Genomic DNA, 18,233 nt, shown 5'->3' on the forward strand with positions numbered 1-18,233 from the left:
TGAATCACTCCGTGGACTGGTACTTGTTCCGCAGGACGATGGCGATGGAGTTCATCGCCAGCAGGATGGCGACGAGCACCACGACGCCAGCCGGGACGGCCTTCTGGTAGAAGTCGTCGCCGGCGTAGAGACTCGACCACGCGTACACTTGTAGCGGCATCGCGCTGGCGGCCTCCGAGAGGCCGGCCGGCAGCGAGTATTTGACGTTCGGCGCGCCGATCATGATGAGCGGCGCGGTCTCGCCGATGGCGCGGCCGAGCGCGAGAATCGTCCCGGTGAGGATGCCGGAGAACGACCGCGGCAGCACGACGTTCTTGACGGTCTGCCACTTCGTCGCGCCCATCCCGTACGACGCCGCGCGCGTCTCCTCGGGGACCGCGCGGATGGCCTCCCGCGCGGAGATGATGACGATGGGGAGGATGAGCAGGCCGAGGGTTGCGCCGCCGAGCAGCACCGTGCCCGGGGGCTGGTCGAGGTACGTGACGAACAACCCGAGGCCGAGCAGCCCGTAGACGACCGACGGTACGCCCGCGAGGTTCGAGATGTTCACGTCGATGATTCGCGTGAACCGGTTGTTCGGGGCGTACTCCTCGAGGTAGACGGCGGCGCCGATGCCAACGGGGAACGCGAGCACGGCCACGGTCAACATCAGCAGAATCGAGCCGCCGATAGCGGGGTAGAAGCCGGCTTCCGCGGCGGTGCTGCTGTGCGAGTTCGTGAGGAACGTCCAGTCGACCCACGACTGCGGGCCGGCGAACCCGGCGACGTCTGCGGCTACGGCCCCGACGAGCGACCCGACGACGACGGTCGCCGGGACGAGCAGGCCGACGCGTTCGGTCGGGCGGTTCACGGCGGTGCCGGCCGCGTAGACGAGCGGCGGCGCGAGGCCGACGGCTGCGACGACGACGCCGGGAACGGGGTCGACGCCCGCGAACGGGGCGAGCGCGCCGCCGGCGAGCACGACCGCGAGGACGCCAGCACCGACCAGCACGTGGGTGCGTCGGTCACGGTCGGCGGCGACGTATCGGCTCCCGACGTACGCCACGGGCGGCCCGAACGTCCCGGCCATCATCAGCCACGGTGGCGGCGCGAACGGTAAGCCGGCGACGAAGCCGAACAGGCTCGGGACGACTGTCGAGACGCCGGCGAGCGAGCCCAGCGGGCCGGGTACGCCGAACAGCGAGAGGTAGAACGCGGCGACGGTGACGACGAACTGCGTGACGAACGAGATGCGGTGGTCGTAGCTGACGACCGCCATCGTGACCGCGGTGGGGACGGCGAGCGCGACCAGGAACGCCAGCCACGTCAGCGGCTCGACGATGTCCACGAAAATCATCGCCGCGCCGCCGCTGAACATCAGCGCGACGACGACGAAGCCGATGGTGAACACGCCCGTGCGGAGCGCTTCGATGCCACATCGGTTGGCGTACACGCCTACCGCCAGCGTCGGTAGCACGAGCGTGAGGAAGAACGTCAGGTGCCAGCCGGGGTCGGCAGTCAGCGGCTGGATGGCGTCGTTGGCGACGTAGACCAGCAGTATCGTGACGAAGACGAGGCCGAACAGCGTCGCCGCCAACAGCAGGTAGCGGAACAGCGTGCCCGCCGTCCGGCTGACGCGCCCGAATCCCTCGATTTCGTTGTTCGTGGCCATCTCAGTACTCCTCCCGGTAGCGCTGTGCGACGTAGTCGCTGATGACGTTCATGGCGAGCGTGATGACGAAGAGGGTGATGCCGATGGCGAACACGCTCCGGTACGCGATGCCGCCGCCGGTCACGTCCCCGCCGATGAGTTTGATCATCGCGGCGGTCATCGGAAGCGCGCGCTCGGTGTACGTGGCGGGGTTGAAGGGGTTGAGGAACTGCGCGGTCGAGCCGGCCGCGATGGTGACCGCCATCGTCTCGCCGATGGCCCGCGAGAGCGCGAGGATGAACGACGAAAAGATGCCCGAGAGCGCCGACGGGACGACGATGTCCGTCGAGACCTCGAACTTCGTCGCGCCCATCCCGTAGCCGGCCTGCCGGAGTTCTTCGGGGACGGCGGACATCGCGTCCTCGCTGATGGACGCGACCATCGGAATTATCATGATGCCGACGACGATACACGCGGACAGCATGTTGAACGTCCCCAGCCCGGGGACGAACGGCTGGAGCATCGGCGTGATGTAGATGATGGCGAAGAAGCCGTAGACGACCGTGGGGATGCCCGCCAGAATCTCCAGCCCGGGCTTGAGTATTGACCGCACGCGCGGGCTGGCGTACTCGCTGAGGTAGATTGCGGTGCCGACGCCGAGCGGCAACGCGATGACCGAGGAGCCGATCATCACCATCAGCGTCGCCGTCACGAGCGCGAGCACGCCGAACTGTCCGCTGGTTGGTTGCCACACGGTGCCGGTGAGGAACTCGACGAGGGTCGCAGTCTCGCCCTCGACGCCGACCAACTGCGCGGAGAACGTGAAGAACTTCGCGGCCTCCGTCGTCAGGAGGACGATGAGACCGATGGTCGTGGCTATCGAGAGCGCGGCACACACGAAGAAGAACGTCCGCGAGAGCAACTCCGGTGGCGCGTTCTGGGTCCGACGAGTGAGGTCGTCCGCCAGGCTGTCGCCGCTCATTAATTTGTTCCGGTCATGCTGAACCTATAAGCTCTTTGTTCGGCCGTGTGGGCGGTTAACTCTGCGCTTCCTCGATGGCCGTTTCGAGGACGTCGAGCTGTTCCTGTTTGGCTTCCTCGCTGAGGGGAACGTAGCCGACGTCGTTGGCGACGATTTCCTCGCTGGTGGAGTACTCCAGCCAGAAGCGCGCGAACTCCGCGACGTGTTCCTCGGCCAGCGAGGACTTCGCGGGGTACGTGAACAGCGGCCGCGACAGCGGCTGGTACTCGCCGGAGCGAGCGGTTTCGAGGCTCGGCTTGACCGGCTCGCCGTCGCCGTTGTCGATGGCGAGGGCTTTCACCCGGTCCTTGTTGGTGGAGTAGTACGCGTACCCCATGTAGCCCATCGCGTACTTGGAGCCTTCGACGCCCTGGATGATGGTCCGGTCCTGTTCGGTGCCGGAGTAGTCTTGACGGTGGCTGCGTTCCTGGTCGCCGCTGTGGAGGACGGACTCGATGAAGTAGTCGTAGGTGCCGGAGGCGTCCGACGGCCCGTACAGTTCGAGGGGTTCGTCCGGCCAGTCGGCGTTGACGTCGCTCCACAGCTCGGGCTGCTCCTCGGCGGACCAGATGGTCGCCAGCTCCTCGACGGTGATGCTGTCGATGTCGAGGTCGTTGTTGACGATGACGGTGAGCGCGTCCGTCGCGACAGTCAGCTCGACGGGTTCGACGTTGTTGTCGGCGCACTGCTGTTGTTCCTGCTCCCGGATCTGGCGGGAGGCGTTGTTGAAGTCGGTGTTGCCCGGACAGAAGTGGTTCGCGAAGCCGCCACCGGAGCCCGTCGACTGGAGGTTGAAGTCGACCTGGGAGTGGGGTTCGCCGATGTCGTCGCCGAGGAACGCCTCGGACATCGCTGTCGCGAGCGGGAAGACCGTCGAACTCCCCGCGATGTCGATGGTGCCCGAGAGCCCGTCATCCGACCCGTTGCTATCGCCGGTGCTCTGACAGCCGGCGAGCGCTGCGGCCCCGACGGCACCGACACCGGTCAAGAACTGGCGACGCGTACGAACAGCCGACTCGTTGCGAGTCATCAACTGTTGGTGAGGGAGATGTAGATAAATACTCTACTATGTTATCTATATAGGTGTACCTATGCAGACGTTACCACGGGTACTTCGCGGCGCGTTCGGCAATCGGAAAACCGCCTAGGAATGGATATAACCCGGCATAACGCCACTTCTGGACCACTCCTGTTGACGTGTATGAGATATATATGGTTGGAAGGATTTATATTGGTACACTCTCAACGGCGAAGTATGGAACGCAGGAAGGTCCAAGTCACCGGGGGCTCGACGTTCACTGTCTCGATTCCGAAAGACTGGGCGCGAGACCACGACGTCGAAGCCGGCGACGAAGTCGGCTTCCACCCCGACAGCGGGTCGCTGCTGTTGACGCCGGTGACGCCGGCCGACACCGAAGAGGGAACACTCGACATCTCCGGGATGGAGGGCGACGAGCTCATGCGCGCGGTGATGACGATGTACGTCAGCGGCTTCGACGTGCTCGCGCTCGAAGCCGACCGCATCAGCTCCGACCAGCGACGCGTCATCCGCAACGCCACCCAGGGGCTCGTCGGCCTCGAAGTGCTCGAAGAGACCGGCAACCGCGTCGTCATCCAGGACCTGTTGGACTCCTCGGAGCTCTCGATTCACAACGCCGTCCGCCGCATGCACCTCATCTCCACCTCGATGCTCGGCGACGCCGTCGACGCGCTCGGCAACCGCGACCTCGACGTCGCCACCGACGTCATCGAGCGCGACGACGACGTCGACCGCCTCTGGTACGTCGTCTCCCGCATCTTCCGCGGCGCGCTGCGCTCCCCGAAGGTCGCCCAGGAGATCGGGCTCGGCCGGGAGACCGCCTTCGACTACCACTCCAGCGCCCGCCAGCTCGAACGCGTCGCCGACCACGCCGCGAAAATCGCCAACGTCACCCACGAACTCGACGCCGACGTCCCCGACGACGTGGCGGGCGCGCTCGCGGACCTCGAAGCCGACGCCACCGACATCGTCGGCACCGCGATGGAGGCACTGTTTACCGACGACCCGGAGGAAGCGACCCAGCTCGCTAACGCGGCCCGCGCGGACGTCCGCGCCATCGACGAACACACCCGCGCCATCGACGACCTCCTCCACGACCTCGACCCCCACCACGCCCAGCACCTCGGGCTCGTCGTCGACTCCCTCTCGCGGAGCGCCGACTACGGCGGCAACATCGCCGAGACCGCGCTCCAGAAGTCCGCGCCCACGCCCGACCCGTGACGCCGTACAGCCAGGACCGTGTAAGTTCTGCCGGCGTCCGTGACTACTGACACCGGCACTCGATATCCACAAACCTATACGTGACAGCGTTGATTCCGAGCGTATGAGCGAGGACTTCCCCGACTACCTCGACGTCGACTACACGGACGGTGAAGGCGAATCCCCCGAGGACTACCCCACGCTCGAAGACAAAATCGAGAAGGCAATCGAAGTCACGCGCAAGGGCCTCGAAGAGTACGACAACCCCGCCATCATGTGGACCGGCGGGAAGGACTCCACGCTCACGCTGTACTTCGTCAAGGAGGTCGCCGAGCAGTTCGATCTCGAAGTGCCGCCGACCATCTTCATCGACCACTTCCAGCACTTCGACGAACTCCACGACTTCGTCGACCACTGGGCCGACGAGTGGGACCTCGACGTCGTCTACGCCCGCAACGAGGACGTCGGCGACTACGTCGACGAGAACGACCTCGAACCCGGCGACGACATCCCCATCGACGCGCTCGACGAACAGAACCAGCACCACGTCCGCGACCTCCTCGAATACGAGGAGGACTCGTTCCCGTTCCTGCTGGACACCTACGTCGGCAACCACCTCCTGAAGACCGTCGCGCTCAACAACGCCCTCGAAGAGCACGACGTCGACGGCATCCTCTCGGGCATCCGCTGGGACGAACAGGAAGCCCGCGCCGACGAGACGTTCTTCAGCCCGCGCCACGACCCCGACGTCTACCCGCCGCACGACCGCGTCCAGCCGATTCTCCAGTTCGACGAAGCCGCCGTCTGGGACGCCTTCTGGTTCTACGTCGTCCCCGAGACCGTCGAAGACTACCCCGACGAGGGCTACGTCCCACAGGACTACGACGACCTCCCGAACGGCCTCACGCACGAGGACGTCCCCGTCTCCCCCAAGTACTTCAAGGGCTTCCGCTCGCTCGGCAGCGAAATCTCCACCGACAAATCCGCCGACGAGCCCGCCTGGCTGCAGGACCTCGAAAATACTACCGAGCGCGCAGGCCGCGCCCAGGACAAAGAAGACCTCATGGAGCGCCTGCGCGACCTCGGGTACATGTAAACGCACTTTTTGCTGCGCTCGGCGGCCTCCGGCCGCCTCACTGGCAAAAACTTGCGGCAAAAGCACTCCTCGCTCCCGATGGTCAGTCGTCGGCCCGCGCTCGTTCGCTGCTCACGGCTCGCTTTGCTCGCCGTTCGCCCAGAACGAGGCGCTTCGCGCCTCGCACCGCTCACTCGCGCGGTGAACCGCTCGCCTCGGGTCTTTCAGACCACTCGGCTCGCGGATGCTTGTTACGTCTCTTCTCGGTTCAGCGAAGGCGCGTCCGGTGGCGATTCCGCCACAATCAGGTCAGTTCCACGGCGCGAACCCGGGGTCGACCTGCCGCTCGCGCGCCTCGATGCCGTCGATTTTCGCGACATCCTCGTCGTCGAAGTCGACCGCGAGGCTCCCGAAGTTGTCCACGATGTGGGACTCGCTGGTGGCCTTCGGGATGGCGGTGACGCCCTTCTCGCGAACCCACGCGAGGCTGACCTGCGCTTCGCTGACGCCGTGTTTCTCCGCGACGTCCTGAATCTCGGGGACGTCGAAGACGTCGCCGCGCGCGAGCGGCGAGTACCCCACGATTTCGAGGTCGCGACCCTCGGCGTACTCCCGGAGTTCCTCCTGCGGGAGCAGCGGGTGGAGTTCGACCTGATTCGCGAACGGGTCCTCCCCGAGCACGTCGCGGGCCTCGTCGAGGTGCCGGGGTTCGAAGTTGCTCACGCCGATGCGGTCGGTGAGTCCGTCCTCACGGAGCTGCTGGAACGCCGACAGCGTCTCCTCGGCGTCGTACTCGCGGGACGGCCAGTGGACGTACAGGAGGTCCACGGCGTCCACGCCGAGCTTGTCCAGGCTTTCCTCGGTCGTCTCGATGACGTCGTCGTGGCCGAGGTTGTCGATCCAGACTTTCGTCGCGAGGAAGACGTCCTCGCGGGGGACGTCGGCCTCCGCGATGCCGCGCCCGATGGCTTCCTCGTTGCCGTACGCCTGCGCGGTGTCGATGTGCCGGTAGCCGGCTTCGAGGGCAGTACGGACGCTCTCGGCGCACTGTTCTGAATCGTCGTTCTGCCACGTGCCGAGCCCGAGCATCGGCATCTCGTTCGCCAGCGGTGCGCGTCGCTGCTCGTTCTGAGACATGGTCGAATCGACGGCCGCCGCGGGGTTAGTGCTTGTGGAGGCGGCGAGGAACTGCCCCGACCTACCGCTCGGCGAGGCGCTGTTTCGCGAACTGCGCGAGCAGCGGCAGGTCGTCGAGGTGGACGAGCTTCGAGATGCCGCGCAGCCCGCCCTCGTTTGCTTCGCCGAGCGTCTCCACGTCCATCGCGTTGAGGTCGTCCATGAGCCGGTCGTAGCGCTCGTTCGGCGTGAGGTAGAGGAGTTGGGTCATCGCGAGCCGGCGGCGCATGTCGGGGGCGACCCGGCTCCGCCAGAGGTCGTCGTAAATCGACATCGCGTCCGCGGACGTGTCCGTCTCCGTCCCCATCAGACAGCGGTCGGCGGTGATGGCGGCGGCGCGCGCGGACTCCATGCCCTTGTGGATGCCCTCCCCCCACAGCGGGTCGATGGTGGGGACGGTGTCGCCGATGGCCATGAAGTTGTCCGTACTGAAGCCGTCGGGCATCTGAATGTGCGCGGAGCCGCGGTGCTGTTGTTTGTCCGCGATGCGTTCGGCGTTCTCGAAGCGCGGGTCCTCGTCCAGCCACGCTTCGAGGTGTTCGTCGATGCTCCGCGTCGTGTCGCCGTACTGCTGGTAGCGCTCGTGCTGGATGTAACAGAGCCCGACCTTCGCCGTGTCCTCGCCCGTGTGGAAAATCCACGAGTAGCCGCCGGGGACGACGTCGTGGTCGAGACGCAGCATCATCGCGTTCGACAGGTCCGCGAAGTCGGGGTGGTCGACGTCGACGCCCTCCATCTCCCACTCGATGCCGACCGCCTGGTGTTGGCGCTGGAGGTCGCAGACGCCGAGCTTCTTCGCGAGCGGCGCTGCCGGCCCCGTCGCGTCGACGACAATCTCGGCGTAGACCTCCTCGTCGCCGGCGTACTGTACGCCGACGATGTCCCCATCCTCCATGATGGGGTTGTTCACGCGCGCGTCGAAGCGGTACTCCGCGCCGTGCTCGCGGCCCTCCGCGACGAGCCACTGCTTGAACTCCGCGAACTCCAGCACTGCGCCGGGCTGGGTCTGCACGAAGTACTCGTTCGGGGATTCGAGGACGACCTCGTCGGTGTACTGCATCACGATGTCGTCGGGAATTCCGAACGCGCCCGTCATCGACGCGAACGTGCCCGCCGTGGACTTGTTCGACTGGCGCGGGAACCCGTCCTCGGGTTCGGCTTCCAGCACGAGGACGTCGTAGTCCCGCTGGGCGAGGTCTCGCGCGCACTGTGCTCCTGCCGGACCAGCGCCGGCGACGACGACGTCGTAGTGCTCAGACATGGCGTAGAGGGTCGGCGTGTAGGTGCGGCGCTCGGGCCGCGGTGGTCGGACGGACGCCGGGCTGTGAGTGTCGGCGCTCGGGCGAGTGCCCGCCTCCGTAGCCGGCCGCGTCGGCGTCCGCAGTCACTGTTACTCGACGTAAGTCGCGTCGCAGGTAAAAAACACGCGGGAACGTTCCTGACGCCCGCGAAAGGGCGGAATACTGTGGATCGACTTCGAATTGCTCGACGTAATCCCGTAGTATCTCTTTACACGCGTACCTTAATCTGCTTGAGCGAAGCAGAGTCTATTGAATGTCGTCAACCGACGGAGACGATGAATCACAGTTCGACGAAGTTGTCGACTCTCTCGATAGCGAGCATCCGCGAGCGCCGCGAGGCGCGAGCGGTTCACTCCGCGACCGGAGGGAGCGGAGGCCGACGACTGACTAACGCGCCCGGAGGGCGCGGCAGGAAGGAGGAGTGCTTTTGCCCCAAGTTTTTGCCAACGAGCGAGGGCGCGTTAGCGCCCGAGCGAGTGCAGCAAAAAGTGGCCTAATAGAACTCCCGAACGAGGTCGGTCGCGCCGTCGGGTGCGCCGTCGGGAAGCTCGGCCATGTTCTCGTGGACGCCGTGGGCTTCGTGGTACGGCGTGGAGTTCTCGTCCTGGTAGAGGACGCCCATGTACTCCTTGTCGGCGTCGAGGATGGCGTCCTTGGCTTGGTCGTAGTCGTGGCGGTCGTAGTCGTCTTCCTCGGAGAGGTCCACCAGACTGTCGCGGAAGTAGTCGTAGGTGTCGACGTCGTTGAACGTGACGCACGGGCTGAACGTGTTGACGAGGCTGAATCCGTCGTGTTCGATGGCTTCCTTGACGATTTCCGTGTGGCGCAGCGCGTCGGAGGAGAAGCTCTGCGCGATGAACGACCCGCCGGCGGACATCGCGAGTGCGAGCGGGTTGACCGGCGGCTGCTTCGGGCCTTCCGGGGTGGTGGAGGTCTCGAAGTCGGGCCGGCTGGTCGGGGACGCCTGGCCCTTGGTGAGGCCGTAGATGCGGTTGTCCATCACGACGTACGTGATGTCGACGTTCCGGCGGACGGCGTGGATGAAGTGGCCGACGCCGATGGAGTAGCCGTCGCCGTCGCCGCCCGCGACCATCACTTCGAGGTCGGGGTTGGCGAGCTTCGCGCCGGTGCCGACCGGGAGCGCGCGGCCGTGGACGCCGTGGAGCGCGTACGAGCGCATGTACGTCCCGATTTTGCCGGAGCAGCCGATGCCCGCGACGACGAACGTGTCGTCGGGCGTGTTGCCGGTCTCCGCGAGCGCTTTCATCATGCCGTTCATGGTGCCGAAGTCGCCGCAACCCGGGCACCACGTCGGCTGTTTGTCGGACTTGAAGTCGGTGAATCGGACGTTCTCTGAGCTCATGAGTTAGGCCTCCAGGGTCTGCTTGATTTCGTCGGCGAGTTCGTCAGCCTTGAAGTCGACGCCGTCGTACTTGTTGATTCGGTCGACGCGTTCGAGGGTGTCGTGTTCGACGACGTTCGCGAACTGGCCGGTGGCGTTGGCTTCGATGACGACGACGTCGTCGGCGGCCTGCACGTCGTCGGTGAGGTCGGGCCGCGGGAAGATGTACGGGACGGAGAGCACGCGCACGTCGAGGTCGTCGAGGTAGTCGAGCGCTTCGACGATGGTGCCCTCGTTGGAGCCCCACGAGATGACGAGGCTGTCCGCGTCGGCGTCGCCGAACTCGCGGTAGTCGAAGTTCTCGCGTTCCTCGGCGGTCTCGACTTTGCGGTTGCGCTTGTCGACCTGTTCGACGCGCACGTCCGTGTCCTCGGTCCGGCGGCCGAGTTCGTCGTGCTCGAGGCCGGTGGACATGTGGACGCCGCCCTCGGTGCCGGGGACGGCGCGCGGGCTGATGCCGTCGGCGGTGACGGCGTGGGCCTTGAACTGGTCTTTCTCGTTCTGCCACGCGGAGATTTCGTTCTCGTCGACGAGCTTCCCACGGTCGATTTCGACCTCGTCCATGTCGAACTCGTCGGGCTCGTAGGTGCGCTCGGTGACGGCCATCGAGAGGTCGGCCGTGAGGTAGACGGGGAGCTGGTACTTCTCGGCGAGGTTGAACGCCTCGACGGTCTTGTGGAAGCACTCCGCGACCGACGTGGGCGCGAGGACGAACCGCGGGACTTCGCCGTGGCCGCCGTACAGCATCATGTTGAGGTCGCCCTGTTCCTGCTTCGTGGGCATCCCCGTGGAGGGGCCCGAGCGCATGACGTTCGTGATGACCAGCGGCGTCTCGCTGGTGGCGACGAGGCCGAACGTCTCGCTCATCAGGTCGATGCCGGGGCCGGAGGTCGCGGTCATCGCGCGAGCGCCGGCGCGGGCTGCGCCGAGCGCCATGTTGATGGCGGAGAGTTCGTCCTCGGCCTGGACGACGTGGCCGCCGAACTGTTCGATGCGGCCGGTGAGGTACTCCATGACGTCCGTCGCGGGCGTGATGGGGTAGCCGGCGTAGAACCGGCAGCCGGCGGCGATAGCGCCCATGCCGATGGCTTCGTCGCCGTTCAGCAGGACGTAGTCGTTGTCGGTGGTCTCCAGCTCGTAGGGGTTCTCGACGTCGGCGTACTCGTCGTTGACGTACTCGTAGCCGAGCCGGGCGGCCTGTTTGTTGTTCTCGACGATGCTCTCGCCTTTGTTCCCGAAGCGCTTCTCCAGGGACTCGTCGAGGTTCTCGATGGGGAAGTCGGTGACCGCGCAGACGGCGCCGAGCGCGACGATGTTGCGCATGATGGCGCCGCCGGCGTCCTCGGCCAGCGACTTCAGGGGGATGTCGAGGCCGACGGTGTCGTCGGGGGCCTCGAAATCCGAGAACTCCGTGCGGTCACCGTCGAAGATGATGACCGACTCCTCGTGGAGTTCGTCGAGGTTCTCGTCGACGGTGCGCTCGGTGAGCGCGATGAGCACGTCGAGTCGGTCGACGACACTCTGCACCTCGTCGACGGACGTTCGAATCTTGTAGGCGGTGTATCCGCCGCGGATTCGGGACGCGAAGTCCTTCGAGGTGAAGACGTGGCGACCCGCGCGGGACAGCGCCTGCGCGAAAATTTTCCCGGTGGACGCGATTCCATCGCCGGCTTCGCCGCCGATGGCCCAGTTCAGGTCGTCGTGCATGTGAGTGGGGGTAGCCGTGCCCCTCGCAAAAAGCCTTCTGAACCCGTACGCCCCTCCGAAACAGCCGATTCTCGGCGTGAAGCCGATATAATTGGGCATTCGTCCATGATAGATTGTGGGGTCGTAATGGACAGCCGTTACACGCGCGCGTTGCGCCCGCGTGTCTACCGCAAAATTCCGATTCCCGAGTTGTCGTTGTGCCGTGATGACAGCTCACTCGGGGTCGGCTGGCCGGGAAGCGAATCCATTTGGGTCGCGGGCGCGAACCCGTCGTATGGACGAGACAGCAGTTTCGGTCCGGGCGGTCCGCGACGCGGGCCCCGACACCGTCGCCGTGGTGTTCGAGAGCCCCGAGGGGTTCGAGGCCGAGCCCGGCCAGTTCGTACAGGTGTTCGGCGAGTTCGACGGCGAGCGCGAGGGGCGCTTCTACACGCTCTCCTCGCCGGACGTCGAGGAGACGTTCGAGATTACGGTCGAAGTAGACCCGGAGGGGACGCTGGGGCCGTGGCTGGCGTCCCGCGACTCCGGTGACGAGGTCGTCTTCTCGGGACCGTTCGGCGACGACTACTACGAAGGCGAGGATAGCGTCGTCGTGCTCGCGGGCGGGCCGGGCGTCGGGCCGGCGGTCGCGGTGGGCGAGCGCGCGCTCGCCGACGGCGCGGACGTCACCGTCGTCTACCAGGACGACGAACCCGTCCACGAGGACCGCCTCGCAGCGCTCGCGAACGCCGGCGCGCGCGTCGTCTTCGTCTCTGACGGCGTCGCGGCCGCGGTCCAGTCGCTCACCGGGTCCGCGGACGCCGTGCCGTTCGTCTACGGGTTCGCGGGGTTCTGCGAGGAGGCCGTGGACGCGCTCGACGCCGCCGGGTTCGATGTCGACGCCGCAAAAGTCGAGAGCTTCGGGCCCGCGCCGTAGCGTCCGGGCGTTGATAGTCCCGCGGACGGGACTGTAGGCGTCTCTCGAAGCCAAACGAACTAAACCCGAGGATTCCTTTGGTGGTCCCGTGTCGTCTAGTGGTTGGGACGGGGTTCGGCGACGGCTCGCCGCCCTCGAACGAGACTACGGGACGTTCGACGTCGTCGAGGAGGAGACGGTCGTCCCGCGTGCCGTCTACACTGACTGCCTGCAAGCGGCCGAAGCGGGGTCGCTGGGCGGCGCGCGGGTCGTCCTCCGCCACGACGACGAGGTGTTGCTCGTGCGCTACCACGACCACCCCGAAGCGTGGGACTTCCCCGGGGGGTCGACGGAGCGCGGCGAGTCCCCCGCGGACACGGCGAAGTTCCGCGTGCACGACGACGTCGGTTCGACGTGCACGCTGACGGGCGTCGCGCGCGTCATCGAGCAGTCGTTCGCGCTCGTGGAGGGCGGGGACGGCGTCACCGGCCTGTGGGTGTTCTTCGAGGGCGAAACCAGCGACGCGGAGCTCTCGCTGTCCGAGGACGTTCTGGAGGCGCGGTGGTTCGACGCCGCGGACCCGCCGGACGCCGTCGGCCCGCACGTCAGCGCGATTCTCTCCGATTAGTGCTGGACGAACTCCACGAGCGCGCCGCCCGTGTCGCTGGGGTGGAGGAACGCAATTTCGTGGCCCCACGCACCCTCTCGTGGTTCCTCGTCGATGAGGCCGACGCCCGCCTCGCGTGCCGTGGCGAGCGCGGCGTCGATGTCATCCGTCGCGAGCGCGACGTGGTGGATGCCCGGTCCCTCGCGGTCGAGGTACGCGCCGATGTCGGTGTCTGCGTCGACCGGTTCGAGTAGTTCGAAGTAGCTGTTCTCGTCGAGTTCGAGGAAGACGACTCGGAGGCCGTCGAGCGTTTCTTCGTGGACGGCGGGCGCGTCGAAGAGCGTCTCGTACAGCGCCGCGAGGCCGTCGGCGTCGTCGGTGGCGACACCGATGTGGTCGACGTGCATGCGGGGAGGTGGCCGGCGACCCACCATCAAGGCTCCGGCGCGCGCTCGGGCCGCGTCAGTCGTCGCCCGGCGCGGGCAGGTCGACGGAGGCGCCGGTGAGGTCCTCGGAGACCGACCAGAGCCGGCGCGCGGTCGCCTCGTCCTGCGAGCGCTCGCTGGACTGCTGCTCCTCGGGGTGGCCGCGCATATTCAACAAACCACCGGGGCCGACGTACTCGCCACCGTCGATGGACGGGTGCGTGGCAGCGTACAGGAGTGGCCACGCGCCCGCTTCGGCGCTCTGTGCGACGACGGCGTTGGCGGCTTTCATCGCGAGCAGGCGCAGCCGCGACCCCTCGGCTTCGGGGCCGCGCAGTTGGAGGTTCGTCGCGGCGAACCCGGGGTGGCAGGCGACGCTGGTGACGCTCGCGTTCGCGGCGCGCAGCCGGCGGTCGAGTTCGTACGCGAACAGCACGTTCGCGAGTTTCGACTGGCCGTACGCCTCCCACTTGTCGTACTCCTCCTCGTGCTGGAGGTCGTCGAAGTCGATTTCCCCGCTCTCGTGAGCCATACTGGACTGCGTGACGACGCGCGCCTGACCGCTCGTCCGCTGCAGAACGCCCAGCAAGTGGCCGATGAGCGCGAAGTGCCCGAGGTGGTTGACGCCGAACTGCGTCTCGAAGCCGTCCGCGGTCTCCGAGCGCGGAATCGCCATCACGCCCGCGTTGTTCGCGAGCACGGAAAGCGAGTCGTAGGTCGTCTCGTACCAGTCGGCGAACGCCGCCACGGAGTCGAGGTCCGCGAGGTCGAGTTCGTGGACGGTCAGTGACGCGCCCGGGTACTCGCCCTCGATTTCCCATTTGGCGTCCTCGCCACGGTCGACGCTCCGGACGGCCAGCACGACGTGCGCGCCGTGTGCCGCGAACGCTTCTGTCGCCTCGTAGCCGATGCCGCTGTTCGCGCCCGTCACGACGACGTTCCGCCCGGACTGGTCGGGCAGCTCGTCGGCGGTCCAGCCGCTGTCGTTGAACATGTATTCAACTCCGGGCGGGAGCCCCTTGACATCCTCCCCGCCCTGAAGGGCGAGGATTCCCGAGCGTTGGGATAATACGGGGCGTCGCGGCGACGCCGGCCGCGTCCCTACAGCGCAGCGCCGGGCTGGTGCTCGCCGAACACGTCCCGGAGCGCGTTACAGATTTCGCCGACGCTGGCGTACGCCTTCACCGCGTCCACGATGTACGGCATCACGTTCTCGTCGCCCTCGGCAGCGTCTTTCAAGTCGGCGAGCGCGGCCTCGACGGCCTCCTCGTCGCGGTCGTCCTTGACGGACTCGACCTGCTCGACTTTCTGCCGCTCGTCTTCCGCGGTGACTTCCTCGATGTCGACCTCGGGTTCGTCCTCCTCGACCTCGAATTCGTTGACGCCGACGATGACGCGCTCCTTCTCCTCTATCTCTTGCTGGCGCTCGAACGCCACGTCCTGAATCTGGCGCTGCACCCACTGGTCCTCGACGGCCTGCCGCATCCCGCCGCGTGAGTCCACGTCGTCGAGAATCTCGCGTGCCTCCGTTTCGACCTCGTCGGTGAGGTTCTCGACGTAGTAACTCCCCGCCAGCGGGTCGATAGTGTCCGCCGCGCCGGACTCGTGGGCGAGAATCTGCTGGGTCCGTAGCGCGGTCCGCACAGATTCCTCGGTGGGAATCGAGAGCGCCTCGTCTTTCCCGTTCGTGTGGAGGCTCTGCGTCCCGCCGAGCACGGCTGCCAGTGCTTGGTAGCCGACGCGCACGATGTTGTTGTCTATCTGCTGGGCGGTGAGCGTCGACCCCGCGGTCTGCGTGTGGAACTTCAACTGCTTCGACTTGGAATTCTCGGCGTCGAAGCGTTCCTCCATAATCGACGCCCACATGCGGCGCGCGGCACGGAACTTCGCGACCTCCTCGAAGATGTTGTTGTGAGCGTTGAAGAAAAACGAGAGTTGGGGCGCGAACTCGTCGACATCCAAGCCCGCGTCCAGGGCCGTCTCGACGTATTCGATGCCGTCGCCGAGCGTGAACGCGATTTCTTGCGCCGCGGTCGCGCCCGCTTCGCGGATGTGGTAGCCGGAGATGGAGATGGTGTTGAACTTCGGCGTCTCCGCTGCGCAGTACTCGAAGATGTCCGTGATGACGCGCATCGAGGGTTCCGGCGGGAAGATGTACGTGTTCCGCGCGATGTACTCCTTGAGGATGTCGTTCTGGATGGTTCCCCGGAGCTCCTCCCGGTCGACGCCCTGCTGGTCGCCGACCGCGATGTACATCGCCAGCAGGACGCTGGCGGGCGCGTTGATGGTCATCGACGTCGACACCTCGTCCAGCGGGATGCCGTCGAAGACCTTCTCGAAGTCCCGGAGCGTGTCGATGGCGACGCCGGACTTCCCGACTTCGCCTTGGGCCATGGTGGCGTCGGAGTCGTAGCCCATCTGCGTCGGGAGGTCGAACGCCATCGACAGCCCGGTCTGGCCCTGGTCGAGGAGGTAATGGAAGCGCTCGTTGGTCTCCTCGGGTGTCCCGAAGCCCGCATACTGGCGCATCGTCCACAGCCGCCCCCGGTACATCGTCGGATAGACGCCGCGCGTGTACGGGTCCTCGCCCGGGAATCCGAGGTCCTCCTCGTAGTCGAGGTCCGCGACGTCCGCGGGCGTGTAGAGCGGGTCGACGGACTGGCCGCCGGTGTCCGTCCGGAACTCGTCCTTGCGCTCCCCGAACCGGTCGAGGGTCGGCGAGAGGGAGTCATCCTCCCACTCCTCGCGGGACTCGCGAATCGCCGCGAGGTCCTCGTCGTCGAACATAGTCGGAGCGAGGTGGGACTGCGCCTTAGTTCGTGCGCTCCCCGAATCCCTCCGTCACCCGCCCGTGTCGTACTTGTACGTCGCCGAGTCCGAGTCGATGCCGAAGTCCTCGGCGGCTTCCTCGGGTTCGCTCTCCTCGTCGCCGGCCTCGCTTTCCGCGAAGCGCTCGCGGAGTCGCTCGGGAATCTCGAACGCTGCGAAGTCGAGGAACACCGGCACCGCGTCGGGCTGGTACGCCTGCGTGGCGTCGAGGCGGTCCGGCAGCGGCTCCGGGAGCTCGCTCGGCGGCACGCGCTCGAAGCCGAACTGCGCGAGGTACTCGGGTTCGTCGGTGAGCGCGTACGCCGCCTCGAACCCCTGGTCGCGGGCGTCCTCGACGAGGTGTTCGAGGAGGTGTGCGCCCACGCCGCGGCTGCGCCAGTCCGCCAGCACGCCGATGTTCGTGAACTCGCAGACCTGCTCGTCGTCGACGGCGTGCACGCGGAGGCGCGCGAACCCCGCGCGCTCGTTGGTTTCCTCGTCGATGGCGAGCACGTAGTCCCGCGAGCGGAACGCCGGGTCCTCGAACCCGAACTCGTCGAGGCGGTCGAGCAACCACACCTCCTCGTGTTTCTTCGCGTCGCGGGCGTACATACTCCTCCCTTGGACGCCCCTCGGAAAAGCGTTTGCGGGGCCGTCGGTCACTCGCAGCCGACCGAGCGCGCGACCTCCACGAGCACCGACGCGGGCACGTCCTGCCCGCGGACCGTGTACCGGTACTCCTCGCAGTTCCACGACACCGACGCCGTGGGGCCGTACGTCACCGCGGCCTCGTGGTCGCCCACCGAAACCGTGCGGTCGCCGTCCGCGGGGAACGTCCGGTCGTACTTCGCGACCGTGATGCGCCCGGTCTCGTTGACGTACCGGAGGCCGACGCCGTGCACGTCGCCGGTCGTCTCGGAGGTGTACGTCGGCCGGAACGACGCCGGGAGTTCCGGGGAGGGTACGGAGACGTTCGTCGACTCGCGGAGCGCCGCCGCGCTCTCGTAGGTCGTCGTCTCCGGCGTGTCGACGTGTTCGACGGTCGCGTTCGCGGGTGGCTCGAACGTGAACGCGTCCGCGCTCAGCCCGGGGTCGAAGGAGACGTTCGTGTACGTCGTGCGCACGGAGACCGGCGTCCCGTCGTCGACCCGCTCGGTGCGCTGTTCGAGCACCAAGAACCGCTGGGTGTCCACCAGCAGCGTCTGCTCGTAGGCCGCGCCGTCGGCTTGCGGCGAGACGTGGAGGACGTACGCCTCGCGGTTGCCGACTGTCGTCGTGCCTTCGTACTCGACGCCGAGCGCCGTGTCGGTGGACGCGTTCGGCTTGCTGGCGGCGTCCGGGACGACGGGCAGCGGCGCGACTTCCGGTCCGGACGCGCTCGTGGACTCGTCGCTCTGCGTGACGTTCAGCGCAGTGAACAGCCGCTCGATGCGGTCGGCGCGACTGGCCGCGTCGTTCGGCGTCGGCGAGAGGGGTACGCGCTTCGCGCGGTTCGTGTCGCCGTCGTAGAACCACATCGTCGACCCGTTCGACACCGTCACCTCGTAGCGCTCGCTCTCGTTCACGACCACCTCGCGGCGTTGGTCTGTCCCGGGCCGGAGCGCCACCTCGGCGACCGTTCGGCTCGTGCGGCTCCCACGCTCGACGACCGTCGTCTCCGTCGCAGTGACGCCGTCGATGCTGGCGTACTGCTCGCTGGCGTCCGCGCCGATCGGCTGGCTGGTCGCTCCGGGCGCGGCGACCAGCCACAGCGCGCCGGCGACGAGTACGGCGGCGACGGCGGCGACTACTACGATCGTGGTGACGCCCCCGCGGTCGGTGGAGGGGCCGCTCGGCCTCATTTATTAACCCAACGGACGGTAGATATTTTAATAACGCTTTTGATGCGCGCGCGGCCACAGTTCCGCGCTCCCGGCGTCAGCCCGCGCGCCGGGGACTGCGAAACAC

The 18,233-nt window shown here is 66.8% G+C and carries 16 protein-coding genes; 4 read left to right on the top strand and 12 right to left on the bottom strand.

The genetic code is table 11. The annotated features are described in order from the left end of the window. Positions 1–4: 4 nt before the first annotated feature. From pstA to LT974_RS03010, 3 genes are read right to left on the bottom strand one after another with little or no spacing between them, the layout of a single operon-like run. Entirely contained in the window at positions 5–1,651 is a 1,647-nt protein-coding gene (gene pstA, locus LT974_RS03000) for a phosphate ABC transporter permease PstA (RefSeq protein WP_232589181.1), read from the bottom strand. A 1-nt stretch (position 1,652) separates the two neighbouring features. Then, positions 1,653–2,612: a phosphate ABC transporter permease subunit PstC gene (pstC, locus tag LT974_RS03005; RefSeq protein WP_232589182.1), complete on the bottom strand. Its 960-nt coding sequence runs from the start codon at positions 2,610–2,612 to the stop codon at positions 1,653–1,655. A gap of 55 nt (positions 2,613–2,667) precedes the next feature. Beyond that, entirely contained in the window at positions 2,668–3,681 is a 1,014-nt protein-coding gene (locus LT974_RS03010; RefSeq protein WP_232589183.1) for a PstS family phosphate ABC transporter substrate-binding protein, read from the bottom strand. 225 nt (positions 3,682–3,906) lie between these two features. Here LT974_RS03010 and LT974_RS03015 point away from each other — a divergent pair, with 225 nt between their 5' ends. Both LT974_RS03015 and LT974_RS03020 read left to right on the top strand, forming a co-directional pair. Beyond that, positions 3,907–4,911 carry a phosphate signaling complex PhoU family protein gene (locus LT974_RS03015; RefSeq protein ID WP_232589184.1) on the top strand — a complete coding sequence of 335 codons (1,005 nt, stop codon included), beginning with the start codon at positions 3,907–3,909 and terminating at the stop codon, positions 4,909–4,911. Between the two features lie 103 nt (positions 4,912–5,014). Next, positions 5,015–5,986 (top strand): phosphoadenosine phosphosulfate reductase family protein, encoded by a 972-nt coding sequence (locus LT974_RS03020; RefSeq protein WP_232589185.1) that lies wholly within the window; start codon positions 5,015–5,017, stop codon positions 5,984–5,986. A gap of 288 nt (positions 5,987–6,274) precedes the next feature. Here the strand turns inward: LT974_RS03020 and LT974_RS03025 are convergent, their stop codons facing one another. From LT974_RS03025 to LT974_RS03040, 4 genes are all read right to left on the bottom strand, one after another. After that, positions 6,275–7,102 carry an aldo/keto reductase gene (locus tag LT974_RS03025; RefSeq protein WP_232589186.1) on the bottom strand — a complete coding sequence of 276 codons (828 nt, stop codon included), beginning with the start codon at positions 7,100–7,102 and terminating at the stop codon, positions 6,275–6,277. 61 nt (positions 7,103–7,163) lie between these two features. Further along, complete coding sequence (locus LT974_RS03030; RefSeq protein WP_232589187.1) at positions 7,164–8,402, bottom strand: digeranylgeranylglycerophospholipid reductase; 1,239 nt, start codon at positions 8,400–8,402, stop codon at positions 7,164–7,166. 533 nt (positions 8,403–8,935) lie between these two features. Next, positions 8,936–9,805: a 2-oxoacid:ferredoxin oxidoreductase subunit beta gene (locus LT974_RS03035; protein WP_232589188.1), complete on the bottom strand. Its 870-nt coding sequence runs from the start codon at positions 9,803–9,805 to the stop codon at positions 8,936–8,938. Between the two features lie 3 nt (positions 9,806–9,808). Then, positions 9,809–11,551: a 2-oxoacid:acceptor oxidoreductase subunit alpha gene (locus tag LT974_RS03040; protein ID WP_232589189.1), complete on the bottom strand. Its 1,743-nt coding sequence runs from the start codon at positions 11,549–11,551 to the stop codon at positions 9,809–9,811. Positions 11,552–11,825: 274 nt separating this feature from the next. Here LT974_RS03040 and LT974_RS03045 point away from each other — a divergent pair, with 274 nt between their 5' ends. Together LT974_RS03045 and LT974_RS03050 are read left to right on the top strand one after the other, a co-directional pair. Next, entirely contained in the window at positions 11,826–12,467 is a 642-nt protein-coding gene (locus LT974_RS03045) for an FAD-dependent oxidoreductase (RefSeq protein WP_232589190.1), read from the top strand. Positions 12,468–12,555: 88 nt separating this feature from the next. After that, entirely contained in the window at positions 12,556–13,074 is a 519-nt protein-coding gene (locus LT974_RS03050) for an NUDIX hydrolase (RefSeq protein WP_232589191.1), read from the top strand. Here LT974_RS03050 and mce read toward each other — a convergent pair. The 5 genes from mce to LT974_RS03075 form a co-directional block, all read right to left on the bottom strand. Further along, on the bottom strand, positions 13,071–13,460 hold the full coding sequence (mce, locus tag LT974_RS03055; protein WP_232589192.1) for a methylmalonyl-CoA epimerase: 390 nt from the start codon (positions 13,458–13,460) through the stop codon (positions 13,071–13,073). The genes LT974_RS03050 and mce overlap by 4 nt on opposite strands. A gap of 55 nt (positions 13,461–13,515) precedes the next feature. After that, positions 13,516–14,472, bottom strand: a complete 957-nt coding sequence (locus tag LT974_RS03060; protein ID WP_232589193.1) for an oxidoreductase — start codon at positions 14,470–14,472, stop codon at positions 13,516–13,518. A 107-nt stretch (positions 14,473–14,579) separates the two neighbouring features. Beyond that, positions 14,580–16,265, bottom strand: a complete 1,686-nt coding sequence (locus LT974_RS03065; protein WP_232589194.1) for an acyl-CoA mutase large subunit family protein — start codon at positions 16,263–16,265, stop codon at positions 14,580–14,582. A gap of 54 nt (positions 16,266–16,319) precedes the next feature. Then, complete coding sequence (locus LT974_RS03070; RefSeq protein WP_232589195.1) at positions 16,320–16,898, bottom strand: GNAT family N-acetyltransferase; 579 nt, start codon at positions 16,896–16,898, stop codon at positions 16,320–16,322. 47 nt (positions 16,899–16,945) lie between these two features. After that, on the bottom strand, positions 16,946–18,127 hold the full coding sequence (locus tag LT974_RS03075) for a LolA family protein (RefSeq protein WP_232589196.1): 1,182 nt from the start codon (positions 18,125–18,127) through the stop codon (positions 16,946–16,948). Positions 18,128–18,233: the final 106 nt, after the last annotated feature.

The sequence above is a fragment of the Halobacterium noricense genome (assembly GCF_021233435.1).
In the GTDB taxonomy this organism is placed as follows: domain Archaea; phylum Halobacteriota; class Halobacteria; order Halobacteriales; family Halobacteriaceae; genus Halobacterium; species Halobacterium noricense.

Excerpts from the sequence above, each read along its gene's own strand:
- pstA (WP_232589181.1), bottom strand. The coding sequence starts at position 1,651 with ATGGCCACGAACAACGAAATCGAGGGATTCGGGCGCGTCAGCCGGACG.
- pstC (WP_232589182.1), bottom strand. The coding sequence starts at position 2,612 with ATGAGCGGCGACAGCCTGGCGGACGACCTCACTCGTCGGACCCAGAAC.
- LT974_RS03010 (WP_232589183.1), bottom strand. The coding sequence starts at position 3,681 with ATGACTCGCAACGAGTCGGCTGTTCGTACGCGTCGCCAGTTCTTGACC.
- LT974_RS03015 (WP_232589184.1), top strand. The coding sequence starts at position 3,907 with ATGGAACGCAGGAAGGTCCAAGTCACCGGGGGCTCGACGTTCACTGTC.
- LT974_RS03020 (WP_232589185.1), top strand. The coding sequence starts at position 5,015 with ATGAGCGAGGACTTCCCCGACTACCTCGACGTCGACTACACGGACGGT.
- LT974_RS03025 (WP_232589186.1), bottom strand. The coding sequence starts at position 7,102 with ATGTCTCAGAACGAGCAGCGACGCGCACCGCTGGCGAACGAGATGCCG.
- LT974_RS03030 (WP_232589187.1), bottom strand. The coding sequence starts at position 8,402 with ATGTCTGAGCACTACGACGTCGTCGTCGCCGGCGCTGGTCCGGCAGGA.
- LT974_RS03035 (WP_232589188.1), bottom strand. The coding sequence starts at position 9,805 with ATGAGCTCAGAGAACGTCCGATTCACCGACTTCAAGTCCGACAAACAG.
- LT974_RS03040 (WP_232589189.1), bottom strand. The coding sequence starts at position 11,551 with ATGCACGACGACCTGAACTGGGCCATCGGCGGCGAAGCCGGCGATGGA.
- LT974_RS03045 (WP_232589190.1), top strand. The coding sequence starts at position 11,826 with ATGGACGAGACAGCAGTTTCGGTCCGGGCGGTCCGCGACGCGGGCCCC.
- mce (WP_232589192.1), bottom strand. The coding sequence starts at position 13,460 with ATGCACGTCGACCACATCGGTGTCGCCACCGACGACGCCGACGGCCTC.
- LT974_RS03060 (WP_232589193.1), bottom strand. The coding sequence starts at position 14,472 with ATGTTCAACGACAGCGGCTGGACCGCCGACGAGCTGCCCGACCAGTCC.
- LT974_RS03065 (WP_232589194.1), bottom strand. The coding sequence starts at position 16,265 with ATGTTCGACGACGAGGACCTCGCGGCGATTCGCGAGTCCCGCGAGGAG.
- LT974_RS03070 (WP_232589195.1), bottom strand. The coding sequence starts at position 16,898 with ATGTACGCCCGCGACGCGAAGAAACACGAGGAGGTGTGGTTGCTCGAC.
- LT974_RS03075 (WP_232589196.1), bottom strand. The coding sequence starts at position 18,127 with ATGAGGCCGAGCGGCCCCTCCACCGACCGCGGGGGCGTCACCACGATC.